The 24,227-nt window shown below is 37.0% G+C and carries 22 protein-coding genes and 1 tRNA gene; 20 read left to right on the top strand and 3 right to left on the bottom strand.

Annotation, left to right across the window (positions count from 1 at the left end; genetic code table 11):
- The first annotated feature begins 47 nt into the window (after window positions 1-47).
- A complete protein-coding gene (locus NSS70_RS14210; RefSeq protein WP_340881825.1) occupies window positions 48-1,745 on the top strand; it encodes a methyl-accepting chemotaxis protein in 1,698 nt (565 codons plus the stop codon).
- Between the two features lie 50 nt (window positions 1,746-1,795).
- Here NSS70_RS14210 and NSS70_RS14205 read toward each other — a convergent pair whose 3' ends face one another.
- Window positions 1,796-2,578, bottom strand: coding sequence for a DUF1189 domain-containing protein (locus NSS70_RS14205; protein WP_340881822.1), 783 nt, complete (start codon window positions 2,576-2,578; stop codon window positions 1,796-1,798).
- Window positions 2,579-2,939: 361 nt separating this feature from the next.
- Here NSS70_RS14205 and NSS70_RS14200 point away from each other — a divergent pair, with 361 nt between their 5' ends.
- The 11 genes from NSS70_RS14200 (at window position 2,940) to NSS70_RS14150 (ending at window position 14,194) form a co-directional block, all read left to right on the top strand.
- Complete coding sequence (locus tag NSS70_RS14200; protein WP_063388072.1) at window positions 2,940-4,571, top strand: Na/Pi cotransporter family protein; 1,632 nt, start codon at window positions 2,940-2,942, stop codon at window positions 4,569-4,571.
- Between the two features lie 56 nt (window positions 4,572-4,627).
- Window positions 4,628-5,110 (top strand): DUF456 domain-containing protein, encoded by a 483-nt coding sequence (locus NSS70_RS14195; RefSeq protein WP_063388073.1) that lies wholly within the window; start codon window positions 4,628-4,630, stop codon window positions 5,108-5,110.
- 56 nt (window positions 5,111-5,166) lie between these two features.
- Window positions 5,167-5,240 (top strand) — tRNA-Ile (locus NSS70_RS14190).
- A gap of 138 nt (window positions 5,241-5,378) precedes the next feature.
- The gene (gene sodA, locus NSS70_RS14185; RefSeq protein ID WP_063388074.1) at window positions 5,379-5,987 is read left to right on the top strand and encodes a superoxide dismutase SodA; all 609 of its coding nucleotides are present in this window, start codon (window positions 5,379-5,381) and stop codon (window positions 5,985-5,987) included.
- 406 nt (window positions 5,988-6,393) lie between these two features.
- The gene (locus tag NSS70_RS14180; protein WP_339193067.1) at window positions 6,394-7,674 is read left to right on the top strand and encodes an MFS transporter; all 1,281 of its coding nucleotides are present in this window, start codon (window positions 6,394-6,396) and stop codon (window positions 7,672-7,674) included.
- Between the two features lie 161 nt (window positions 7,675-7,835).
- The gene (locus NSS70_RS14175; RefSeq protein WP_117016748.1) at window positions 7,836-8,822 is read left to right on the top strand and encodes a PstS family phosphate ABC transporter substrate-binding protein; all 987 of its coding nucleotides are present in this window, start codon (window positions 7,836-7,838) and stop codon (window positions 8,820-8,822) included.
- A gap of 70 nt (window positions 8,823-8,892) precedes the next feature.
- Window positions 8,893-9,837 (top strand): phosphate ABC transporter permease subunit PstC, encoded by a 945-nt coding sequence (gene pstC, locus NSS70_RS14170; protein WP_445206387.1) that lies wholly within the window; start codon window positions 8,893-8,895, stop codon window positions 9,835-9,837.
- Window position 9,838: 1 nt separating this feature from the next.
- Complete coding sequence (pstA, locus tag NSS70_RS14165; protein ID WP_063388078.1) at window positions 9,839-10,717, top strand: phosphate ABC transporter permease PstA; 879 nt, start codon at window positions 9,839-9,841, stop codon at window positions 10,715-10,717.
- Between the two features lie 66 nt (window positions 10,718-10,783).
- A complete protein-coding gene (gene pstB, locus NSS70_RS14160; protein WP_063388174.1) occupies window positions 10,784-11,593 on the top strand; it encodes a phosphate ABC transporter ATP-binding protein PstB in 810 nt (269 codons plus the stop codon).
- 41 nt (window positions 11,594-11,634) lie between these two features.
- Window positions 11,635-12,288, top strand: a complete 654-nt coding sequence (gene phoU, locus NSS70_RS14155) for a phosphate signaling complex protein PhoU (protein WP_063388079.1) — start codon at window positions 11,635-11,637, stop codon at window positions 12,286-12,288.
- Between the two features lie 133 nt (window positions 12,289-12,421).
- The gene (locus tag NSS70_RS14150; RefSeq protein WP_340881820.1) at window positions 12,422-14,194 is read left to right on the top strand and encodes an IS1182 family transposase; all 1,773 of its coding nucleotides are present in this window, start codon (window positions 12,422-12,424) and stop codon (window positions 14,192-14,194) included.
- A gap of 508 nt (window positions 14,195-14,702) precedes the next feature.
- Here the strand turns inward: NSS70_RS14150 and NSS70_RS14145 are convergent.
- Window positions 14,703-15,263 carry an endolytic transglycosylase MltG gene (locus NSS70_RS14145; protein ID WP_339193063.1) on the bottom strand — a complete coding sequence of 187 codons (561 nt, stop codon included), beginning with the start codon at window positions 15,261-15,263 and terminating at the stop codon, window positions 14,703-14,705.
- Entirely contained in the window at window positions 15,260-15,625 is a 366-nt protein-coding gene (locus NSS70_RS14140; RefSeq protein WP_339193061.1) for a DUF6115 domain-containing protein, read from the bottom strand. The genes NSS70_RS14145 and NSS70_RS14140 overlap by 4 nt, the downstream gene beginning before the upstream one ends.
- Window positions 15,626-15,844: 219 nt before the next feature.
- On the opposite strand from NSS70_RS14140, the gene rpmG reads away from it, so the two are divergent.
- The 8 genes from rpmG (at window position 15,845) to NSS70_RS14100 (ending at window position 24,169) form a co-directional block, all read left to right on the top strand.
- On the top strand, window positions 15,845-15,994 hold the full coding sequence (gene rpmG / locus NSS70_RS14135; protein ID WP_063388082.1) for a 50S ribosomal protein L33: 150 nt from the start codon (window positions 15,845-15,847) through the stop codon (window positions 15,992-15,994).
- A 67-nt stretch (window positions 15,995-16,061) separates the two neighbouring features.
- Entirely contained in the window at window positions 16,062-16,631 is a 570-nt protein-coding gene (locus tag NSS70_RS14130) for a 5-formyltetrahydrofolate cyclo-ligase (protein WP_339193058.1), read from the top strand.
- Window positions 16,628-17,419 (top strand): DUF92 domain-containing protein, encoded by a 792-nt coding sequence (locus tag NSS70_RS14125; protein ID WP_066247569.1) that lies wholly within the window; start codon window positions 16,628-16,630, stop codon window positions 17,417-17,419. The genes NSS70_RS14130 and NSS70_RS14125 overlap by 4 nt, the downstream gene beginning before the upstream one ends.
- 310 nt (window positions 17,420-17,729) lie before the next feature.
- Complete coding sequence (locus tag NSS70_RS14120; protein ID WP_063388085.1) at window positions 17,730-19,259, top strand: rhomboid family protein; 1,530 nt, start codon at window positions 17,730-17,732, stop codon at window positions 19,257-19,259.
- Between the two features lie 86 nt (window positions 19,260-19,345).
- Window positions 19,346-19,576: a YqgQ family protein gene (locus NSS70_RS14115; protein WP_066247571.1), complete on the top strand. Its 231-nt coding sequence runs from the start codon at window positions 19,346-19,348 to the stop codon at window positions 19,574-19,576.
- A complete protein-coding gene (locus tag NSS70_RS14110; RefSeq protein ID WP_066247573.1) occupies window positions 19,566-20,534 on the top strand; it encodes an ROK family glucokinase in 969 nt (322 codons plus the stop codon). Before NSS70_RS14115 ends, NSS70_RS14110 begins: the two co-directional genes overlap by 11 nt.
- A gap of 494 nt (window positions 20,535-21,028) precedes the next feature.
- Window positions 21,029-22,939, top strand: coding sequence for an LTA synthase family protein (locus tag NSS70_RS14105; RefSeq protein ID WP_339193051.1), 1,911 nt, complete (start codon window positions 21,029-21,031; stop codon window positions 22,937-22,939).
- 108 nt (window positions 22,940-23,047) lie between these two features.
- On the top strand, window positions 23,048-24,169 hold the full coding sequence (locus NSS70_RS14100) for a M14 family metallopeptidase (RefSeq protein WP_339193049.1): 1,122 nt from the start codon (window positions 23,048-23,050) through the stop codon (window positions 24,167-24,169).
- The last annotated feature ends 58 nt before the right edge of the window (window positions 24,170-24,227 follow it).

The following is a 24,227-nucleotide window of genomic DNA, read 5'->3' as shown; positions in this document are numbered from 1 at the left end:
TCTTTTGTCATAATGCTGTTAAGCTTATAAAGGGGGAAATCATAATAGTGAAAAAGAAGAGAAAGAACATGTCGATAGGAGAGCGAATACCTCTATCTGTAAGATTGATTTTGTTTGCGCTCATACTTCTTATTAGTTCGATAACTGTTGTCGGTTATACTGCTTACCAAAAAGCAAGTGAAACAACTTTTAATTTGATAGAGGATCGATTAAAAAGGGAAGTATATATGACAGAGATTGCTGCCAGCAATCTTCTGTATGCTTATGTAAATAGCTCTGATGATTTTTTCGAAAGATTTGATAAAGAAGTCGTTCAAAGGCAATCCTCCCAGCTGATTCAGGACGGTTTAAATGCTGACTTTTTTTTCGTTCGAAATGAAAAGGCCACACCATTTTCGGTTAGCGTTAAAACAAAAACTCAAATCCCAACTGCAATTGTAAAGGAAATAACGAAAAAAAATAGTGGAATTATTCATAAATCTTTCAATGGACAAGATTATACGTTGGCCTTTAAAGAAATGCAGGAATTGAAAGGAATTTTTTTGCTTGCCGTTCCGACAGAAAGTTTTATAAAGCCTGTGCATGAACTAGCTTACAATACAATCTGGATTGGAATAATCAGCGTCTTTTTTATGATGGGAATATTGTTTTTAGCTGTCAGAAGTATGACAAAACCGTTGACGATTTTGAGGGAAAAAATGAGAAAAATGCGTGAAGGAGATATTCAGCTTGATTTAAACATAAATACAAATCTTCCAGAAATCCTTTCGCTCATCAAAAGCTTTAAGCAATTGGCAGGCTATTTGGGGATGATGATTCAAAGGATTAATACCACAACAGAAAATTTGTTTTCGACAGGCCGGAAGCTTAAACATTCTTCTGATGACGTATTAACATTACATACGAATCTTGTTGAAGCGATTGAAATGGTGAAAAACGGTGCGCAGCAAACAGCTTCAAGCTCTGAAGAAAGCGCAAAAGTATTTCATTCCATGAAAAATACAGTTCAAACTGTGCTGGAGAGAATAGAGCGCCTTTTCTCAAGCGTACAGGGCATGAACCGATCAGCCAACACGGGAGAACAAAATATGAGACAGATGATCGAATCGTTAAATCGCTTTGAAAAAGAATGCAAAACTATGTCTAAAACGATCCAAAGTGTTCGAGATCATTCGACGGCGATTGAAAAGGTTGTGGAAATGATATATGCAATATCTGAGAAAACAAAGCTATTGTCATTAAATGCAACAATTGAAGCAGCAAGAGCTGGAGAAGAAGGCAAAGGATTTGCTATCGTTGCTGAGGAAGTCCGAAAATTGGCTGAACAGTCATCCAAAGCGACGGAAGACATAGCACAGTCTGTAAAAATGATGGATGATATTTCTCAGAGCGCTTATCAGCAGTTTAAGCTAATTTTGGAGCTTGTGCAAAACCATTTAGAAGTTGCAGGTAAATCGCGGCTTTCATTTGATCAACTAGTAGATGAGATTGGAAAAGTGAATGAAATATTGTCTGAAACAAGACACAGCTTACATACTTTAGATGATTGGCTCCCTAAAATGGAGCAATCTGCTGAAAATTTTTTATCAGTCTCTCAAGAAACGTTTGCCAGTGCAGAGCAAATGCAATCTGTCGCAAAAGTACAGATGGAACAAATTCGCGAAACCCATGCTATTGGACTAACTTTAATGGAACTGTCCGAATCTCTAAAGTCCACTACAAACAAATTTCAGTTTAAATCATAGTGTTAATAACCCCTTAAGGCAGAGTTGGAAATTCTGCCTTAAGGGGTTTTTTATGCAGCTTTTATTGGTTGTTTCGGGCTCGGGCTTTCTTTTAATACAAGATATAAAACAGTTATATGTACAAACCAGTTTATATAAAGAGCAAAGGATATATCGATGAGAAAAAAGTTCATAATGGCAAAAAACACGGTTGCAAGCGTGACGCTGTAGGCTGAAATAGTCCAAAGCTGTTTAAAATTTAATCTTTTTCCCATCCTCTTTTTAAACAACAGCCCGACAATAGCTAAAAACGTAATTTCCACAAATTTAGAAGTGGCTGACATCGCAAATAGTGTGACAGATATCACGGGAATGATAATCGGAGCAACTTCAGACAGCTGTTTGATGGCAGATGTCAAATCCTCTTTTGTTATCTCTGTTTCCTGAAAAAAGTTATACTCGAGCTGCTGCATTGTGCCATTGGAAACGAAAACAAATTCATTCGATAAGATGCCGATGACGTTTTCCTGCCATTTCAAGTCATCCCTTGTGAAAGTTCCTTTTGGGTCAAAAATAATTGTATATTGATCATGCTTTGCTTTCACAACCGCATTTTCCTCGGATTTTAAAGTTCCGTTATGAATGGTGAATTCAGGGATTTTTTCATTTATCGTTTGGTCAAGCCCGTTTATAGCATTTACAATAGCTAAGTTTAAATATATGCAATTGGGCAGGGCGGCAAGAAAGGCCAATAAAAATCCATAAAGAATGGGTTTGCCGATTTTTTGAAATCTAGTAAGAGCGATCGTTTTTGGAGAGTATATGCTTTTAAAAAGGAGGACAAATAAATTCATTGATCGAAACACTTCCTTTTATAACATTTCTATTTGATTGTACCAATGAAACAAAAATAATGAAAATAAGTTATATAGGCGATTCGGCAATAAGAATAACAATTGTGAACAAAATGTAAAATTTTTTTGTTAAATTTAAAATATAAAAGTAACATGTGTGGGAGGAACATGTTAAAAATTAATTTTATTTGCGGGGCATATCGGTTTCGTCCATTATTATAGATAGAAGCTGCAGGAGCCTGCACCGATTGCAAAATAAAAAATTTGATTTGAAGGAATTTGGTAATGGGAAATGTAAACGTTTCTTTTTCAAAAATGATTCAACCGTTAATATATTTGGAAAAATAAGGAGGTGAAACGAGTGGATGTAGATGTTCAAAAAATATTATTTGAATTTCTTGGCGGGATTGGAATTTTTTTATTTGCGATTAAAAGTATGGGAGAAGGTATGCAAAAATTCTCCGGAGATAAATTACGAGATATTTTGGATAAGTTTACGACAAACCCTATTATGGGTATTTTTGCTGGGATGTTTGTGACAATGTTAATTCAATCAAGCAGCGGTACAACTGTTTTAACGGTTGGTCTCGTTTCTGCCGGCTTCATGAGCTTAAAGCAAGCAATAGGCGTGATCATGGGAGCAAATATCGGAACGACTGTTACGGCATTTATTATCGGATTCGATATCGAAGCTTATGCCTTGCCAATTTTATTTATAGGTTCTGTTCTTTTATTTTTTTCTAAAAACAAAAAAATAAACAGCATCGGGCAGGTGATCTTTGGATTTGGCGCTTTGTTTTTTGGGCTTGAATTGATGGGAGACGGCATGAAGCCGTTAAGATCATTAGAAATTTTTCATGACTTGACTGTCAGCATAAGTGCAAATCCGCTGCTTGGCGTTGTAATTGGAACCGTTTTTACAATCATCGTTCAAAGTTCAAGTGCGACGATTGGGATTTTGCAAATGATGTTTTCACAAGGGTTAATTGATCTCAACGCTGCGCTGCCTTTATTATTCGGTGATAATATTGGAACAACCATCACAGCAGTTTTGGCATCAATTGGAGCATCGATTGCTGCCAAACGGGCTGCTTTGACGCATGTAATGTTTAATTTAATCGGAACGGCAATTTTTCTAATTATTTTACCAATTTTCAAATATTTTATCGAATCATTACAAGCCCATTTGTATTTAAATCCTGAAATGACCATTGCCTTTGCTCATGGAATATTTAATGTTGTCAATACGATCGTTCAAGCGCCGTTCATCGGTGCACTTGCACTGCTTGTCACAAAAGTTATACCTGGTGAAGATTTAGCGATAGAGTATAAAGCGAAGCATTTGGATCCAATTTTTATTGAACAGTCACCAACCATTGCTTTAGGGCAAGCGAAGGAAGAAGTGCTTCGGATGGGTCAATATGCATCATTAGGGTTAGAGGAAACGAGACAATTTTTGATGACAAATCAGCAGAAGCACGCACAAATGGCGATGCAGCTTGAAGAGGCGATCAATAATTTAGATAGGAAAATAACAGATTATCTCGTATTGATTTCTGGAAAAGATATGTCGCAAAATGATTCACGCCGACATTCCATTTTAATGGATACTGTTCGAGATATTGAACGAATCGGCGACCATTTTGAAAATATAGTGGAGCTTATTGATTATAAAAATAATAATAAAGTCACCATTACTGAGCAGGCATTGGAAGATTTATTGGAAATGTTTGAAATTACCTTGCAAAATGTGAAGGATGCGATCGACGCTTTAGATGATAACGATGTTGTATTAGCAAAAAAAGTATTGAAATCTGAAGAAAAAATCGATAGAATGGAACGCACTTTACGCAAAAAACATATTATCCGCATTAATGAAGGGATTTGTACCGGACAAGGCGGAATAGTATATGTAGATATTATCAGCAACTTAGAACGAATTGGCGACCACTCGGTGAATATTGCGGAAGCTGTTTTAGGATACCGTCAATAATCGTTTCAAGTGGATTAAATTGTTCATTGATTTCTAATTTCTAGGAGGATAAGCAAATGGATGTAATCATTTGGATTTTGATCATTGCTCTTTTTATCTTATCTTTTGTCGGGCTGCTTTTCCCCATTTTACCGTCAGCGTTATTGATTGTAGCAGCCTTTTTTATCTATGGGATTTGTTTTAGCTTCAGCCAGTTAACCATTTCATTTTGGGTTGTTGAAAGTATGTTCATCATTCTTTTATTCCTATCGGATTATTTGGCAAATATGGTAGGAGTTAAACGGTTTGGTGGAAGTAAAGCAGCCGGATGGGGAAGTACGATTGGTTTAATTGCCGGGCCATTTATCATCCCGTTTGTTGGCATTATTTTAGGACCTTTTTTAGGGGCTGTTGCGGCAGAGCTTCTCGTACACCGCAAAACATTTAGCGAGGCTGTAAAGGTTGGAGTCGGTTCTTTATTGGGGTTGTTGGCGAGCACAGTAGCAAAAGGGCTGATTCAGCTGTTGATGATCATTCATTTTCTTTATACAATATTCTAAATTAGCCATTGACTTCAATAGCTATTTAGTGATAATTTACTTATGTGTTTGAAAAAGGACCCTTAGCTCAGCTGGTTAGAGCAGACGGCTCATAACCGTCCGGTCGCAGGTTCGAATCCTGCAGGGTCCATAAAATTAGTCGAATAATGTAACCGCTTTTTTAATTGCACATTAATTGCATCATTTTAATAAGTTTGGTAATCTGAATATGAAAGCTTCAAGGAAGAAAGCATTTAGTACATATTAATCATTAAGGAGGAGATTCATTATGGCTTATGAATTACCTAAATTGCCATACGACTATGATGCATTGGAACCTCATATTGACAAAGAAACAATGACGATTCACCACACAAAACATCATAACACATATGTGACGAACTTGAACGCTGCTTTGGAAGGTCAAACTGAACTTTTATCTAAAAGTGTAGAAGACTTAATCTCTAATTTAGACGCTGTTCCTGAATCTGTTCGTACAGCTGTTCGAAATAATGGCGGAGGGCATGCAAATCACAGCTTGTTCTGGACCATCCTCTCACCGAATGGAGGCGGCGAGCCAACTGGAGAATTAGCAGAAGCAATTAACAAAAAATTTGGAAGTTTTGAAGCTTTTAAAGAAGAATTTGCTAAAGCTGCTGCTGGTCGTTTTGGCTCCGGCTGGGCATGGTTGGTTGTAAACAACGGCGAGCTTGAAATTACAAGCACTCCAAACCAAGACAATCCTCTTATGGAAGGGAAAACTCCAATTTTAGGTCTTGATGTTTGGGAGCATGCTTATTACTTAAAATACCAAAACCGTCGTCCTGAATATATTGCAGCGTTTTGGAATGTTGTGAATTGGGACGAAGTGGCAAAACGCTACAGCGCTGCAAAATAAACTGTTATAAGAGGCTGAGATATTCGAATCTCAGCCTTTTTTTATTTGGCGCGCCCAGCTAAGCTGTTATCTGCTAGTTGGTGCAAATCCAACTCGAGTAAATGCCAGGACGCTCGGTAGCTGACAGGCAACTGGTGGAGAAACTAGACCTTGAAATCAACACAGAAAAATCCAAACTGGTCAAGCCTATGGGACGACACAAACGGATTTGACTTTCTGGACAGCCCCTTGAAATCAGTTTTCTACTCTACTATTTTTTGGAAATGACTGACATAATTCGCGTTTCAGCGGTTTCTGTGCATTTTTTTTGAGTCTGATCACTGAAAGGTAACGAAAACACCTTTCTTTATACATAACTCCCCTTTAGCTAGGAAAAATAGTAGTAGCAAGTAAAGGGGAGTTTTATATGATAAACGTCAAAAAATGGATTGGATCAAGAAAAACAGACCATGATTTCATGCTGCTGTTGATGATCGGCGGTTTTTATTCATTAAGCATTGCACTTTCGAATACGTTCGTAAATGTTTATTTATGGAAACAGTCAGGGGAATTGATTGATTTAGGATTATACAATTTATTTATTGTCATTTTTCAGCCGCTTGCTTTCATTATTGCTGGGAAAGTATCCAAAAAAATTGATCGAGTCGTTGTACTTCGCCTAGGAGTGTCCTTTTTAGCCGCATTTTTTCTAACCGTTTTAGTTTTAAAAGATCAAGCTGTCAACTACATGTATTTGTTAGGTGCAATCATTGGCATCGGCTACGGTTTTTATTGGCTAGCCTTTAATGTGTTGACATTTGAAATTACTGAACCGGAAACACGGGACTTTTTTAATGGCTTTCTTGGGATATTAACTTCCCTTTCAGGGATGGTTGGACCGATGTTAGCCGGTCTGATTATTTCAAGACTTACAAATACTATTGGGTATAAAGTGATTTTTGCAGTTTCGTTAATGTTATTTACTGTTGCTGTCATGTTGAGCTTCTTTTTTACGTCTAGAAAAGCTCACGGAGATTACATTTTATTGAAAATCATTCAAGAAAGAAAAAGAAACAAAAATTGGAGATTAATTACAAACGCTCATGTGTTTCAAGGATTGCGTGAAGGAACATTTACATTTTTCATTAATGTGTTTGTATACATCGTGACCAAAAGTGAGATGGCTTTAGGTACATTTAGTTTTCTAAATTCTTTCGTAGCCTTTTTCACTTATATTGTGGCTTCTCGGTGGATCACGAAAAAAATGAGGAAAAAAGCTATTCTAGCCGGCGGGCTTATGCTATACTTTTCCTTGTTTCTCATTTTATTTCAAATTTCCTATGAAAGATTGTTAATATATGCTATTGCAATCGGAATTGCCTATCCAATTTTGCTTGTTCCGTACTCTTCGATCACGTATGATGTGATTGGAAAAGGGTGGAATATTGCGCAAGCAAGGATCGAATATATTGTTGTTCGAGAAATTTTTTTAAATGCAGGAAGAATCCTATCGATCCTCTTTTTTATTTTTACAGTTGCTTTGACAAATGAAACAAAAACCATTCCTTTTTTATTGCTCTTAATAGGTTCAGGCCATGCGTTCATATATCTGTTTGTTAAACAAATTAGGCTGAAAGAAAGCAACCGCCCGTTAAAACAAGAAAAGCGCATACACAGGCCAAATCTAGCGGATGGAGAGAAGGGATAAAATAAATGCGGAATGCCGTTTACGCAGCATCAGCTGTTCTTTATACACACAAAAAACAAGCTTTACAAAAGCTTTACATTCTATTAAAACTTGTTTAATACTTGAAAGTTAATCTTATATACGTAAGATGAGATCACGAAATAATAGGGGGAAGTAACCGAATGAAAAATTTTAAATTTTTGGCGTCATCCATTATGATCAGTTCTGTATTAGCTTTTACAGCAGCCTGCGGTAATTCGGATGATGCAAACACAAATGGTTCAAACTCCGGACAGCAATCATCTTCAGAAAGCGGATCAAGCGAGCAAAAATTAGAAGGTGAAATCGCTATTGATGGATCATCAACTGTTGGTCCGATAATGGAAGCTGTTTCTGAAGAATTTGCTGCAGAACATCCTGATGTAAAAGCTCCAATTGGAATTTCAGGAACAGGCGGAGGCTTTGAAAAATTTACAGCTGGTGAAACTGATATTTCTAACGCATCTCGCCCAATTAAAGACGAAGAGAAAAAAGTTGCTGAAGAAAATGGTATTGAATATACAGAATTCAAAATTGCTTTTGACGGTTTATCCGTTGTTGTAAACAAAGAAAATGACTGGGTCGATAAACTTACGATCGAAGATTTAGCAAAAATTTGGAAAGGCGAGCCGAAAAAATGGTCTGACATCAACCCTGAGTGGCCGGATGAAAAAATTAAATACTTCTCGCCTGGTACAGATTCCGGTACGTATGATTATTTTGATGAAGTTGTTTTAGGCGGTGAGCCGATTGTAAAAGATGCGACATTGTCCGAAGACGATAACGTACTTGTAAAAGGAGTCGCTAACGATAAAAATGCAATAGGTTATTTCGGCTATGCATACTATTTAGAAAATAAAGACCAGTTGAAAGTTGTACCGATTGTAAACTCTAAAGGGGAAGCAGTCGAGCCGACAAATGAAACGATTGAAAAAGGAACTTATGAACCGCTTTCCCGTCCGTTATTCTTTTATGTGAACAACAAATCATTAAAAGAAAAGCCGCAAGTGTATGAATACGTGAAGTTTGCCTTGGAAAACGCTGGGCAATTGGCAGAGGAAGTTGGCTATGTAAAACTTCCGCAAGAGCAATATGATGAACAGTTAAAAACGCTTGAAGGTTTAAAATAAAAATAAATAGACTGGTTGGATGAGAAGCATCCTTGCTTCTCATCTTCCTATGGGCATGAAAGGGGTTTTCATGATGGCTTTATCTGCAGGAAAATCGGTTCGGGAAATGATCAAAGAGAAAAAAACAAAAAAATCCACGCGCGATTTTATGGAAAAAATGGTCCCAGCCGTTTTATTTGTTGCAGCAGCTATTTCCATCTTAACAACTATCGGAATCATTGCTACTCTTGCTACAGAAACAATCATGTTTTTTTCACGAGTTTCTTTTTTTGAATTTATCACTGAAAAAGAATGGTATCCGTTTTTAAAAGATGATGCCTCATATGGAATCATGGCTCTTGTTTCTGGCACGCTTTTAGTAACGGTTATTGCCATGATTGTTGCGCTTCCAGTCGGTCTTGCATCTGCTATTTTTTTGAGTGAGTATGCGTCAGATCGGACAAGAAGGATTATCAAACCGATTTTAGAGGTTTTGGCAGGAATTCCAACTATTGTATATGGTTTTTTTGCTCTGACGTTTGTTACTCCTCTCTTGCAAAAATTGATCCCTGATATTGGCTTTTTCAATGCATTAAGCCCGGGCATTGTTGTTGGAATTATGATTATTCCGATGATTGCTTCCCTTTCAGAAGATGCGATGAGCTCTGTTCCGAATTCCATTCGAGAAGGCGCACTTGCTTTAGGTGCGACAAAATTTGAGGTGGCTTTAAAAGTAGTACTTCCTGCTGCCACATCGGGAGTCGTTGCCTCGTTCGTACTAGGAATTTCCCGTGCGATTGGCGAAACAATGATTGTCACATTGGCTGGAGGAGCCACTCCAAAATTAACGTTTGATCCAACTGAATCTATTCAAACGATGACGGCTTATATCGTTCAAGTCAGCACGGGCGATGCGGGATACGGAACAACAATCTATTACAGCATTTATGCTGTCGGGGCCACGCTTTTTGTCTTTACAATGCTGATGAATTTATTAGCTCAATTTATCTCGCGCCGATTCAGGGAGGAATATTAACATGAAGTACATTGATCAAACGGTTGTTCGAAAAATGATGGGCAAAAGGGCCATGAAAAATCGTTTTTTTCAAACACTGTTTTTTGTATCTACCATCTTCGCTTTAGTAGTCCTTGCTATTCTGTTATACCGAATATTCACTCAAGGAATTAGTTATGTAACACCGGAGTTTTTCCAAAATTTTGCCTCAAGAAGAGCTTCTGCATCAGGAATAAAAGCAGCCCTGGTCGGCTCAATTTGGGTTATGGGAGTGGTCATTCCAATTTCCCTCCTGCTTGGTGTAGGAACAGCTATCTATTTAGAGGAATATGCGAAAAAAAATAAACTTACAAATTTTATTCAGGCGAATATTTCGAATTTGGCGGGTGTCCCATCTATTGTTTTTGGTTTGTTGGGGCTTACAGTATTTGTTCGGGGAATGGATTTAGGCAGAAGCATTTTGGCAGGCGGTTTAACGATGAGTTTATTAATATTGCCAGTTATTGTCGTGGCGGCACAAGAAGCGATCCGTTCGGTTCCGAAAGAGTTACGTGAAGCTTCTTATGGAATGGGAGCAACGAAATGGCAAACAATTTATCGAATTGTTCTTCCAGCTGCAATTCCTGGAATTCTTACCGGAAGCATTTTAGCTTTTTCACGAGCTATTGGAGAAACAGCCCCTCTTCTTGTGGCGGGTGCATTTGTATTTGTTAACTATTTACCAGAGAATTTATTAAGCTCCTATACGGTTATGCCGATTCAAATTTACAATTGGGCGTCGCGACCTCAAGCAGAATTTCAAAATGTAGCAGCTGCCGGAATCATTGTGTTGTTTATTTTCTTAATAGTAATGAATTCGGTTGCGGTGTTGATTCGAAACAAATTTCAAAAGCGTTATTAAATGGGTTTTCCTAAAAGGATGAAGGAGGTTTTTATTTTGGCAATTACTGAATTGAAAAAAACTGAACTGAAAAAAGAACAAGAAATTGTTTATGAACAAAATAGCGAAGACAAGAATGAAAAGAAAATTGTCTATAAAACGAACGGCTTAAATTTATGGTACGGTGATGATCAAGCTCTAAAAAACATTGATTTAGACATTTATGAAAATGAAGTAACTGCAATCATCGGTCCTTCTGGGTGCGGAAAGTCGACTTATATCAAAACATTGAATCGAATGGTCGAGCTGATTCCATCCGTTCGAATCAACGGTGAAATATTATATCGCGGAAAAAATATATTTGATAAATCTTATCGTGTTGAAGAACTGCGCACTCAAGTCGGCATGGTTTTCCAAAAGCCGAACCCGTTTCCGAAATCTATTTATGACAATATTGCGTATGGACCGAGAATACACGGCATCCGTGATAAAAAAATATTGGATGAAATCGTCGAAAAAAGTTTAAGAGGCGCGGCTATATGGGATGAAGTAAAAGATCGGTTGAAGGAAAACGCGTATGGCCTGTCAGGAGGACAACAGCAGCGTTTATGTATTGCGCGTTGTTTAGCAATTGAACCTGATGTGATTTTGATGGACGAACCAACGTCAGCGCTTGATCCGATTTCTACGTTGAAAATTGAGGAATTGGTTCAAGAATTAAAGAAAGATTACAGCATTATTATTGTAACGCATAACATGCAGCAAGCTGCACGTATATCTGATAAAACTGCCTTTTTCTTAAACGGAGAAGTTATCGAATTTGGCGAAACCGACCAAATCTTTTCTAATCCGTCAGATAAGCGGACGGAAGATTATATTACAGGACGCTTCGGATAATAATTGTTTTGAATAACACGGTTCATGTTGGAGGAAAAAAAATGAGAGAAAAATTCGAACTTGACTTGAACACGTTACACACCAAGTTAATTGAAATCGGCAGTTTGACGGAAGTTGCATTAGGCAAATCAATCCGCGCATTAGAAAAGCAGGATATCGATTTGGCTATTGAAGTATTAGAGCAAGATGTGAATGTCGATCAGCTCGAAGAGGAAATTAATGACTTTGCAATTCTTTTAATTGCAAAGCAGCAGCCCGTTGCGATTGATCTAAGAAGAATCATTGTTTCCATTAAAATAGCTGCTGATATCGAACGAATGGCAGATAACGCAGTCAACATCGCAAAATCAGCAATTCGAATTGGAAATGAACCGCTTATAAAACCGCTTGAACAAATCACAAAAATGCACAAGCTGGCATCGGAAATGCTGTCTTTATCGCTGAAAGCTTACCATGAGGAAGATGTTGCATTAGCAAGAAAAATAGCCGAAATAGACGATGAAGTAGATGATTTATATGGTGAAGCAATTAAGGAGCTTTTGCAAATTATTCCTGAGAACTTAGAGTATATGAATCAAATTACCCAGCTCTCTCTTGTAGCAAGATTTATTGAACGTACTGCTGACCATGCAACGAATATCGCGGAAAATGTTTTATATTTAGTTAAAGGCCGCCATTATGCTTTAAATGATTAAAGGGGCTGTCCGAAAAGTCGATTGAATCGACCTTGGGCTCAGCCCTTTTTTCTGTTTTTAGGGTACAAAAAAATCGTCCTTTTTTATAGAATGAAATTGACCAAAAAACATTCTACAGAAAGGACGATTTCTTATGAATAATCAAATGACTATTCAAGAAAATTATAACACGCAATTAGAAATGACTCTAGAGGGTATTCAAAAAATAGAGGTTCAAAAGAATAAGAAACGCAAAAAACTAGTTTTCCAACCTTATTGCAATCGTCAAGTCATGAGCATTTTAGATATCGAAATGTATATTCCTGAAAATCATGTCGCCCGTTTAGTGGATGAAATGGTGGAATCGATTCCGGATGAAGTGTTGTATACTCATTATGTTGGTGGGGGTCGTGCACCCTATCACCCTAAAATGTTATTGAAAGTGATTTTATATGCGTACACTCAAAATGTTTATTCAAGTCGGAAAATAGCGCAAATGGTGAAAGAAAATCTTCCGATGATGTGGTTGGCGGGATTGCAAACCCCTGACCATCGCACAATAAATGATTTTCGTAGTGTTCGTATGTCAAACATGATGGATTCTGTATTTGAACAATTTGTCCTTCAACTAGTAGAACAAGGACTTATCGACCTCGACCATATTTTTGTGGATGGTACGAAAATAGAAGCGAATGCCAACAAATATACGTTTGTATGGCGAAAATCCGTAGAAAAATATGATCAGAAACTACGAGCCAAAATTCAATCGTTTCTACAAGAAGCGCACCAAATCGCCTTGGAGGAATTAAAAGAAGAACAATTAGAAGAAGAATTAGAAAAATCATCGGCACAACTTTCTGAGAGAATAGAAGCTTTGGAAAAAGATTATAAACAGGAAGAAGACAAAGAAAGAAAAAAAGAACTTCGCTCTAAAAAATCCCAACTCACCAAACAACTGAAAACGATTCAAACGGATTATCTTCCACGATTACGAAAATACAAAGTACAAAAACAGATTCTAGGTGAACGAAATAGCTACTCGAAAACCGACCATGAGGCCACTTTTATGCGAATGAAAGAGGACCATATGAAAAACGGCCAACTCAAGGCGGGTTATAATGTTCAACTCGCCACACAACATCAATTTATCGTGGGATTTGAAATTTATCAAAATCCAGGAGATACTCGCTGTTTCCAACCATTTATGGAAAAGTTATTGGAATCGATGCCGAAGGAAAAGAAACTCAAGTATGTCATTGCCGATGCAGGATATGCGAGTGAAGAAAACTATTTATATGCGATTGGCGAAGAAAAAGAACCTCGTTTTGAATTATTAGCCCCATACCAAACCTATTTGAAGGAACAAAGTAAAAAGTTTAAAAAGGATTTATCAAAAGTACAAAACTGGAAATACATCGAAGAAGACGATTGCTTTATCTGTCCGAACAATCGGAAAGTCGTATTCAAGTATTATCAAAAAAGAAAAAATGCATCTGGATACATACAAGATTTGAAAGTGTACGAGTGTGAAGATTGTACGGATTGCCCGTTGAAGAATGGGTGTACGAAAGCCAAAGGAAATCGTCGAGTATATTGGAACACGATTTATGAAGAAATGAAAGCGAAAGCCAAAGCAGCTCTTGGTGACGAACAAAAGGCAGCTCTTTATGCGAAGCGTAAAGTGGATGTCGAAAGTGTGTTCGGTAACATCAAGGGCAATTTGCGTTTCACTCGATTTCTGTTACGGGGGCTTCATAAAGTCCGAACAGAATTCGGGATTGTGGCAATGGCCCACAACATACTGAAATGGGCCGCAAATTCCCAAACCAATTTCAAAAATAAGGAAACAGAGCGAATGGAAAAACTCATTGTTTTCTCCATTCGCTCTGTTTTTATGGACTTTTTAGACAAGCCCTTTTTTATATAAATAAAATCGCAATGTTATTCGCAAATGGTTCCGCGATACTAAAAAGCCCCTCCTAGTGCTAAAATAAATTTTGGTTCGCCGCCCAAATTTATCTAGATAGGAAGGGAACTTTTTATGTCTTTCGATTTAAATAGTTTATCGAATATAAAATGGAATTGTAAGTATTATATCGTGTCTATGTCTGAAATATAAGAGACAAGTGTTATGGAAAAATTTCGGGCAGAGCATAGGGCAATTTTGTGAAAGAAAAGGCATGGAATTTTGGTGGGCTTTTATAAGTACTATTGATTGAAAAAAGACAATTTAAAAGCCGAGAAAAGCACAAAATTGAGGCTGGGACAATGATCTTGGAATGACAATAATCAACACGGTCGGGAATGGGAGAAAAATGATAAGGGCAATTTTTTTGTGGTTCTGAACTTCACCATTTTGAGTTTTGAAAAACTTCCTTTTTTTACAAACGGCTGGTTTCAAACCTTATTTATAAAAAAACGGATCGCAGCCCCTTTTATCTTGTAAGGGCTTCTGCGATCTCGTAGTAGCTCATCCCTTTTTTTACTTCAAAAGTTCCAATTTGTACACGCTTATGATAATCGTGTTTAATTAAGTATTGATTAAATTTGGAGGCGGAATCAATAATGCCCGATTGTTCAAGTATTTTTGATACGTCGCTTGTCGTCATGCCTTCTTTAATATTTACTTTTACAGGTTTTACCTCAGTTTGTTGGTTATTGTTCTTTTGTTCTTGGTTTTGATTTTGTGCATTTTGGTTTTGTGCATTTTGGTTTTGTGCATTTTGATTTTGCTGCTTCTGCTGCTGTTCATTTTGTTGAGGTGTTTTATTCAGATTTTTTACTTTTGTATCTTTGTAAGAAAGAAATTCTTCATATTCTTTATTGGATACAGCAATTTTATTATTTTGAGCTAAATACTCGTTAACTGATTTGTCCGTCAACTCTTTTTCAGCCACAACCTTTTGATCATAGTTCCCTAAATAAAAAGTGAGGGTCAAAATTGAGGTGGAAACGATCATCCCTGCTGAGAATGCTTGTAAAATTCGTTTATTCATGATAGTTCCCTCTTATTTTGTTCGATTATTAGCTTTACTTCATCGGTTGTGGCATTTTCCGATTTTGCAATTTCAGCAATTGACATGCCTTGCTGATATTTTGATAGAATTTTGTTTTTCGTGTAATAATCAAAGTGTATAACGGACTGTGTGTCTTGCGAAACAGGTTTTGTGTTTGTTCCTTGCAGCAATTCTTCTTCCAATACCCTCATTTTCTTTTTCATTTTGTATATTTCTTGCATCGCAGAAACGGATAAATGCTCAACTTCTTGTTCCAACTCTTTTATATCGTCACGCTGAGTATAAGCAATTCCTAATAAAGCAATGCTGACAAGGAAAAGAATAATAATCACAACTTCCATGCATCTCACCTTCCATTAGTTGTCCCTTTATTGTTATATCATATATTTTAATAGAACAAAACGGCTTTTAACGAAATTTCATGTTAACTTAAAAAAAATGTAATTTGAAACGACTTGAAACTTTGTGTTCAAAAATAAACATAATGTAGATTTTACAATGCAAAAATGATATTATATAAAAGTCTGAATTTGAACATGAAATAGTTTGGAGGGAAAGATATGCGCGTAAATATTACTCTTGCTTGCACAGAATGCGGCGATAGAAATTATATCTCTACAAAAAATAAACGTACAAACACAGAACGCATCGAATTGAAAAAATATTGTCCAAGATGCAAAAGTCATGCTTTGCATCGTGAAACGAAGTAAAAGCAGTGGGAAGATATTTCCTGCTGTTTTTTTATTATAAAAAAGGTAAATGGGAGGAATTTTTAAGTTGGAAAAAAAATTTGAAATCAGAAATGAAGTGAAACGGATGTTAAAAAACATGAGGCATGAATTGCATGCGGACTGGTCAAACAAAATTGCTGAAACTCTTTTTGAAACAGACTATTGGCAGGAGGCGAATACCATTGGCCTTACAGTATCCAAAGGCTTCGAGGTCGATACAAAAAGTTTATTTTTTCGCTGCTGGCAGGAAAAGAAAAAAACAGCTGTGCCTAAATGCGACCCAAATATAAAAGAAATGGAGTTCAGGGAAATAAAATCGTTTGATCAATTAGAGAATGTTTATTTAGATTTACAGGAGCCGATCTTTGAGCAAACAACACTCATAACGCCAAAAGAAATTGACTTGCTCATCGTCCCTGGCATCTGCTTCGACCGGCGTGGGCACAGGATCGGATATGGCGGGGGTTATTTTGATCGTTATTTACATAAATACGCAAATGTAACTATTGCGCTTGCTTTTTCCTTTCAAATAGTTGAGGAAGTGCCGATTGAATTCCATGATATTCCGGTTGATATCATCATTACTGAAAAAGAATTGGTGGAGTGCAGGAAATGATCATTCCTTTATTGTTCATTATTTTTATTGCGACTATCGCTTATATTTCCTATAAGTCAAAAGCTTTGTCGATTTCTGGAGCAATAAGCTCCGTATTTGTCGGCGCTAGCATCTATTTTAGTTTTGGTTTTCCAGGGCTGGTCCCCCTTGGATTATTTTTTGCGTCATCAAGCATGATCAGTAAATGGAAGAAGGAACGAAAAGCGCAAATGGCATCAATTCTTGAAAAAGGGGAAAGACGCGACTATGTTCAAGTGCTGGCAAATGGCGGGATTCCAGTATTGATCAGCATTTTCAATATAGTGGATCATGATGACCGCAATTTTTGGTTCATTCTTTTAACCATTTCATTCGCTTGCGCCAACGCGGACACATGGGCTTCCGAAATTGGCAGCTTAAGCCGAATAAAACCGATTCTTTTATTTCCTCCAAAATTTGTCGAAAAAGGAACATCAGGTGCTGTTACCGTTCTCGGAACTTTTGCTTCCATCCTCGGTTCTTCGTTTGTTGCGCTGGGGAGTTCTTTTTTTATAAAAAATGATGCTCAAATTTTACCTTTCATTATATTATTTGGATTTATTGGAGCTTTGATTGACACGCTGTTCGGATGCTTTTTTCAACGAAAAAATAAATGTCTCGTCTGCCATGCTGAAACGGAAAAAAGAATACATTGCGGGGAATATACGGTAAAGACGAAAGGTTTTGTCTGGATGAATAATGACGCAGTTAATTTTTTATCAATTTTCATTTCAACAGTAATTGCGTATTTTATTTTGGATAAAAATTGAGCAAAAAGTTTATTTTAATTAATGGAGGGATTAAATTATGAAGCGATTAAAAAGAATTCTTCTAGTATTCGGCATTTTCTTCATATATTCAAATCGATACAAAATTATGAACGTATGCCTAAAAAGCAAATGGATGCGTGAGAAATTTATTCAACTGACAATGCAGATACCGCTAATTGGCAGGAAATTTCTCCAAGGTGCTTTTAAATAGGTGGAAATGGAAAGCTGAATCGTTTTTGATTCAGCTTTTTTCTTCAAACTGCCCTTCCACATTGGTATAATAAAGGAAAAACATGCGGAGAGATTTTAAATGGGGACTCAGCTAGATTTTATTTTTTGGAAAATTTTGCGAAGTCTTGTGGTGGAGCATAATTACAGGCTAATCAATATATCCGGCGATCATTCGGAGGTTTGGCTTGAGCCGTTTCGCAACAAATATTTTCAGCTTGTACGATTTGTCAGAAAAGATATTGACTGGGGAAATTGGATCTCTCAAGACATTGAACATACGGCGCATATTTTTGAAACGATCCGAAAACAATCTATGAGAAGGGACTTAAATATTCTTAACATTTATGTGACCACATTTCCTCCTGTTGATGATTGGGAATTTCGGATTAAAGAACCTTTTGCGCATGGGAAAACAGTCGTCAAAACAATGCTGCTGGATCAAGAGCATATAATGGAAAAAACAGGTGATTTGGAAGATGCTCTTTCGGCTTCGTTGAAAAAACTTGATTATGCAGCAGAAGAATCAAATTTTGAATCAGTTGAACGAATAAAAGAAGAAATATTTTCTTATATAAAAAGGCAGGAAAGGCTGGAACGCTCCTTTTTTGAAAATGGCAGGCCTTTCTTTACATATGTTTTTTTAACAGCACAAATTGTGATGTTTTTTCTTCTTGAATGGTACGGGGGAAGCACAAATTCTGATACTCTTATAAAATTTGGAGCGAAATACAATCCTGCCATTTACGATGGCGAATGGTGGAGATTTTTTTCACCAATTTTATTGCATATCGGTTTTTTGCATTTGATTATGAACTCTTTAGCCCTTTATTATATTGGAATGACTGTTGAAAAAATGTATGGTTCGATTCGATTTTTGCTTATATACTTGTTTGCCGGATTTACTGGTTCGCTTGCAAGCTTTGCTTTCAGCCCCTTTTTGTCCGCAGGTGCATCAGGTGCGATATTCGGCTTGTTCGGTGCGCTCTTGTTTTTAGGTGTGTTAAACCCTAAATTGTTTTTCCGTACAATAGGACCCAACATCTTGATTGTAGTTTTAATTAACTTAATGCTTGGCTGGGCGATTCCGAATGTGGACAACGCTGGTCATATAGGCGGTTTAATTGGCGGATTTCTGGCAGCTTTTGTTCTGCAGATTCCAAGGATGTCCAAATTTTTCACGAGAGCAGTGGGGCTTATTTTATCGATCATCTTCGTTTTCGGTCTTGGGTATTATGGATATGAAATAGCCCCTAAGCGCAATTCGGAAATGGCTTTAGCAAGGGCGCAGGCACTAATTGAGAACAAGGAGTTCCAAAAGGCTTCCGAAGTGCTTTCGGAAGCGAAGGAGCTTGATGATGCAAAAGTTGAAATCATCTATTTACTTGCTTATACGGAATATCGTTTGAACAATGTGGCAAGCTCAATTGAATATTTAAACAATGTATTGGAAAAAGATCCGACATTTCATCAAGCTTATTATGTACTTAGCCTAATATATGCAGAACAGAATGATGTTGTGAAAGCACAAGAAGCGATTGATAAGGCATTGAAGCTTGATCCGGGAAAAGCGGAATATCAGCAGCTAAAACAACAGCTTGACAATCTATAGCTCGATGACTTGTTCGGAAGTTTTCAAAAAAAGAACTTTAGCAATATGTGCAGCTTATCCGCATTTTTATTTAGAAGGTGATGTTTTTGAAAACGATTTACGACATACAACAGCTTTTAAAACGTTTCGGTACTATCATATACATCGGGGATCGTGTGGCTGATCTTGAATTAATGGAGGAGGAGGTGAAGCAGCTGTTTGAGTCGCAGCTGATTGACGCAAAAGAATTTGAAATGGCCATGCTATTGTTAAGACGAGAAATAATGATAGAAAAAGATAAGAGAAAAAGAGTAAAGGATGAAAAATATGATCGATAATTGGCTAGTTGGTGTGGACTTAGGGGGAACTACGATAAAAATTGCATTTATCAATATAAATGGAGAGATTATTGAAAAATGGGAAATCCCTACCGATAAATCAGGAAAAAATATTGTTAGTGATATTTCTCAATCTATATACGAAAAGTTGAAAGAACTTGGTGAATCGAAGCAAAAGCTGATTGGAATCGGCATGGGGGCGCCTGGCCCTGTCGATTTAACAGAGGGAATCATTTCTAGAACTGTCAATATTGGATGGGAAAATAATTATCCGCTTAAGAAAAATCTTGAAAAAGAAACTGGTTTGCAAGTAATCGTTGATAATGATGCCAACCTTGCAGCTCTTGGTGAAATGTGGAAAGGAGCGGGGAATGGAGAAAGGGATTTAATATGCGTCACACTCGGAACGGGAGTCGGCGGAGGAATCATTGCAAATGGAGAAATAATCCATGGGAAAAATAGCGCAGGCGGAGAAATCGGCCATATAACTTCCGTTTTGCATGGAGGTTTTCCGTGCAACTGCGGAAAAACGGGCTGCCTGGAAACGGTCGCCTCTGCAACTGGAATAGTTCGAATGGCTATAGCCAAAATGGAAGAGTTTAATGGGAGATCAACGCTGAATCGAGAATTGGAAAGAAAAGGATCGATCACTGCAAAAGATGTGTTTGATGCTGCGAAAAACGGCGATGAGATGGCATTGCAGGTTGTCGACGACATGACGATGCATCTTGGTCTTGCTCTTGCCAACTTGGCTACTGCTTTAAATCCTTCCAAAATTATCATTGGCGGTGGAGTATCAAAGGCTGGGGAATTTTTAATAAAAAGAGTTAAAAATGTTTTTCAACAGTTCGTTTTTCATGAAGCTTCCGCAGCAGATATTGCTCTTGCAACGCTTGGCAATGATGCAGGTGTAATTGGCGGCGCATGGCTGGTTAAAACGTACATACTTGAAAATTGAGAAAGACTAAAAAGGAATTGTCCGATAAGTCCCTAAAATGAAGTAAGTGGAGAAAAACAATGTGTTTCTCTCCACTTGCTTTTATATTTGTTCGATTTTCATCTGAAAGTAGCTGGCGGATGCCGGCTACTTTCAGTATGTGTGCGCTAAAGCCACAATCCCAAACTCGACATGTACCTTGTCGAGGTCCAGCAAAGAAAACCTGATAGCGCTTTTAAAAAAGGCGCTATTTTTTTGGCAGCCAAATTTGGATTATAACAAATTCTGTTTATATGAAACTTTTTTAATTTTTGTCCGTCTAAACATAATAGGTACTGAGATAAAATAATATATAAAAAGCTAGCATCTTATTGTAAATATATTGTAAAAAAACATTGATTTTTTTTGGAAGAAGTATTAAGATAATCTTTAGTTATTCACTAAGATGCCTAAAAAATGGAAAAAAACACTTAAGTGTAGAAATGCGCAGGTCCACCGTTTGAGGAGGTAAAAAAATGCGTAAAAGCACATTTTCAAAAATTTCTTTTTTGTTATTAGCGACATTTTTTATGTGGATTAAAACGTACATTGTCTACAAAACTAGCTTTGATATAAAAATAGAAAATTTCAAGCAAGAGATTATTTTATTCATCAATCCGCTGAGCTTTTTGCTGTTTGTTTTTGGTATTGGATTATTTATGAAAGACAAAAACCGGAATCGCTGGGTGATCGGTGCCAGCATTGTGATGACCTTTCTCTTATTAGCTAATGTTGTTTTTTATCGGTTTTATAACGACTTTTTGACTATTCCCGTGCTCTTCCAAGCTAGCAATATGGGAGATTTGGGAAGCAGCATAACCGAGCTGATTCAACCTGTCGATATATTAATGTTTGTTGATATAGCCATTTTAATTTGGCTTTCACGGAGACCTGTTTTCCGCAAACAGGAAAAATTAATGCGCAAAGAAAAAACAGCATATTATTTAATGGTTGCAGCTGTGTTTTTCTTTAATCTTGGATTGGCTGAAACAGAGCGTCCGCAGCTTTTAACAAGAACGTTTGACAGGGAGATGCTCGTCAAAAATATCGGTGTATACAATTTTCATATTTACGATTCTTTGCTGCAGTCCAAAACGTCTGCACAACGTGCGTTAGCTGACAGCAATAACTTGGTCGAAATTCAAAATTATTTAAATGCGAACAAAAAAGAACCTAGTAAAGAAATGAATGGAATTGCAAAAGGTAGAAATGTCATTATCGTCTCTATGGAGTCGTTCCAAAACTTTGTTATCAATCAGAAATTGAACGGACAAGAAATTACTCCGTTTTTAAATGATTTTATTAAACAAAGCTACTATTTTGATAATTTTTACCATCAAACAGGACAAGGCAAAACGTCAGATTCAGAATTTTTATTGGAAAATTCTTTGTATCCGTTGGGAAGAGGCTCAGTCTTCTTTACAAATGCGAACAATGAGTACAATGCAACTCCGGAAATTTTAAAGGATTACGGTTATTACACAGCTGTATTTCATGCAAATAACCGCACATTCTGGAATCGCGATGTGATGTATAATTCTCTCGGATACGACCGTTTCTTTGATGTCAGAGATTATAATGTGACGGAAGAAAATTCGGTAGGATGGGGATTGAAGGATATTGACTTCTTTAAGCAGTCGGTACAATTATTGAAAAATGTTCCTCAGCCTTTTTATACGAAATATATTACATTAACGAACCATTTTCCGTTTGAGTTGGGTGAAGAAGATAAATTGATTGATGAATTTGATTCTGAAGATGGAGTCGTGAATCGCTATTTTACGACGGTTCGTTATACAGATGAAGCCTTGAAAGTGTTCATCGAAGATCTAAAAAAAGCTGGACTATATGAAAATTCAATTATTATATTGTACGGCGACCATTACGGTATTTCCGAAAACCATAACAAAGCGATGGCACAATTTTTAGGAAAAGAGGAAATTACGCCGCTTGATACGATTCAACTGCAAAAAGTTCCGTTAATTATCCATATTCCAGGGGTTACCGATAAAAATCCGAAAGTGTTCCATCAAGTCGCCGGGCAAATTGACTTGAAGCCAACTATTTTAAACCTGCTAGGCATTGATACGAAAAACGATATCGAATTTGGTACAGATATTTTTTCAAAAGACCGTATTCCGTTTGCTGTGTTAAGGGACGGCAGCTTTATTACGGATCAATATGTATATACAAGAGGAATATGCTATGACAAATCAACAGGTGAAGCTGTTGAGGAAAAAAATGCATGTGAACCATATATGGAAAAAGCGAAAAATGAGCTTGATTATTCGGATGAAATTATTTATGGTGACCTGCTGCGGTTTTTTGACAAAGAGGATGAATCATCTCCGAATACAACCGAGCAGCAAGATGCAAAAAAACAGTAAAAGGCTCTGGCCATTAGGTCAGAGCTTTTTTATACGTTTTATTAATGAAACATGATGTCGTTCATATAATATGTTATGTACTGAATAAAAAGGGGAGAGGGGTTTTTTATGGAAATCTGTATGAATGAAACAGCGGATTTGGAGTACTTGGGAAAAAAATATCAACTTTCAAAACGATTGTTGTTGGATTCAAATCCCTTCTTCGAAAACGAAAAAATCTTTAAAGGGGAAAAAATCGTCATCCCCGGATGGGGTTTCGTACAAAATAATCCGTTTCATCCTTCACCAAGCTTGACTAAAAATACATACAATGCTGTCCCAATTTCATGGCCTGTAATTGATCCAAAACGGCCCTATCATTTTTTGGCTTTGACAAGCGATATTGCGGTGTTAAAAAAAAATTACCCGTTTATTAAAGAGAGGATTATCGGTCGCAGTGTTCTAGGGAATCCTTTAGTTGAACTTCTTATCGGTTCCGGAACGAAAAAAGTTCATATGAACGGTTCGTTTCATGCAAATGAGTGGATTACGACAGCCATTATGATGAAATGGCTCAATGAGTATGTTCGGAAGCTTATTTTAAACGAATCGATTAATGGAATTTCTGTGAGACAGCTTTATGAGCAGATAACTTTATCGTTTGTCCCGATGGTAAATCCGGATGGAGTGAATCTTGTTTTAGCAGCCGAATCGTTTGATCCTCAAGTGAAAGAACAGGCCGTCAAGTTAAATAATAACTGTGAAGATTTTTCCGATTGGAAAGCAAATATTCGCGGTGTCGATCTGAACAATCAATTTCCTGCCTTTTGGGAAATTGAAAAAGAAAGAAAAAGCCCAAAATCCCCGGCTCCTCGTGATTATCCAGGTGATTATCCTCTCTCAGAGCCGGAAGCAATTGCTATGAGTGAACTAGTCAAGCAGTCTCAATTTGATCTCATCGTAGCCTTCCACACACAAGGAGAAGAAATATATTGGGGGTATTTAAACTATGAACCAGAGGAGTCGGAAGAAATCGTAAAAGAGTATGAGTTGTTAAGCGGATATAAAGGAATCCGAATGATTGATAGTCATGCCGGCTTTCGCGATTGGTTTATTAAAGAATACAGAAAGCCGGGATTTACCGTTGAATTAGGCAGAGGAAGGAACCCTTTGCCGCTTGACCAATTTGATGAAATTTATCGGAAAGCAAAGGGAATATTTTGGGCGTCGCTTTATTTGCTGTGCAAATAAATTTTTTGAAACATTTTTTTGAAAAATTCGTAAATTATAAGTGAAAATTGGATGAGAA

Source organism: Aeribacillus sp. FSL K6-2848 (assembly GCF_038004325.1).
GTDB classification, from domain to species: domain Bacteria; phylum Bacillota; class Bacilli; order Bacillales; family Aeribacillaceae; genus Aeribacillus; species Aeribacillus composti.
This window is presented reverse-complemented; position numbering and strand designations above follow the sequence as displayed.

Excerpts from the sequence above, each read along its gene's own strand:
- NSS70_RS14205 (WP_340881822.1), bottom strand. The coding sequence starts at position 2,578 with ATGAATTTATTTGTCCTCCTTTTTAAAAGCATATACTCTCCAAAAACG.
- NSS70_RS14195 (WP_063388073.1), top strand. The coding sequence starts at position 4,628 with ATGGATGTAATCATTTGGATTTTGATCATTGCTCTTTTTATCTTATCT.
- sodA (WP_063388074.1), top strand. The coding sequence starts at position 5,379 with ATGGCTTATGAATTACCTAAATTGCCATACGACTATGATGCATTGGAA.
- NSS70_RS14180 (WP_339193067.1), top strand. The coding sequence starts at position 6,394 with ATGATAAACGTCAAAAAATGGATTGGATCAAGAAAAACAGACCATGAT.
- NSS70_RS14175 (WP_117016748.1), top strand. The coding sequence starts at position 7,836 with ATGAAAAATTTTAAATTTTTGGCGTCATCCATTATGATCAGTTCTGTA.
- pstC (WP_445206387.1), top strand. The coding sequence starts at position 8,893 with ATGATGGCTTTATCTGCAGGAAAATCGGTTCGGGAAATGATCAAAGAG.
- pstA (WP_063388078.1), top strand. The coding sequence starts at position 9,839 with ATGAAGTACATTGATCAAACGGTTGTTCGAAAAATGATGGGCAAAAGG.
- phoU (WP_063388079.1), top strand. The coding sequence starts at position 11,635 with ATGAGAGAAAAATTCGAACTTGACTTGAACACGTTACACACCAAGTTA.
- NSS70_RS14150 (WP_340881820.1), top strand. The coding sequence starts at position 12,422 with ATGAATAATCAAATGACTATTCAAGAAAATTATAACACGCAATTAGAA.
- NSS70_RS14145 (WP_339193063.1), bottom strand. The coding sequence starts at position 15,263 with ATGAATAAACGAATTTTACAAGCATTCTCAGCAGGGATGATCGTTTCC.
- NSS70_RS14140 (WP_339193061.1), bottom strand. The coding sequence starts at position 15,625 with ATGGAAGTTGTGATTATTATTCTTTTCCTTGTCAGCATTGCTTTATTA.
- rpmG (WP_063388082.1), top strand. The coding sequence starts at position 15,845 with ATGCGCGTAAATATTACTCTTGCTTGCACAGAATGCGGCGATAGAAAT.
- NSS70_RS14125 (WP_066247569.1), top strand. The coding sequence starts at position 16,628 with ATGATCATTCCTTTATTGTTCATTATTTTTATTGCGACTATCGCTTAT.
- NSS70_RS14120 (WP_063388085.1), top strand. The coding sequence starts at position 17,730 with ATGGGGACTCAGCTAGATTTTATTTTTTGGAAAATTTTGCGAAGTCTT.
- NSS70_RS14110 (WP_066247573.1), top strand. The coding sequence starts at position 19,566 with ATGATCGATAATTGGCTAGTTGGTGTGGACTTAGGGGGAACTACGATA.
- NSS70_RS14105 (WP_339193051.1), top strand. The coding sequence starts at position 21,029 with ATGCGTAAAAGCACATTTTCAAAAATTTCTTTTTTGTTATTAGCGACA.
- NSS70_RS14100 (WP_339193049.1), top strand. The coding sequence starts at position 23,048 with ATGGAAATCTGTATGAATGAAACAGCGGATTTGGAGTACTTGGGAAAA.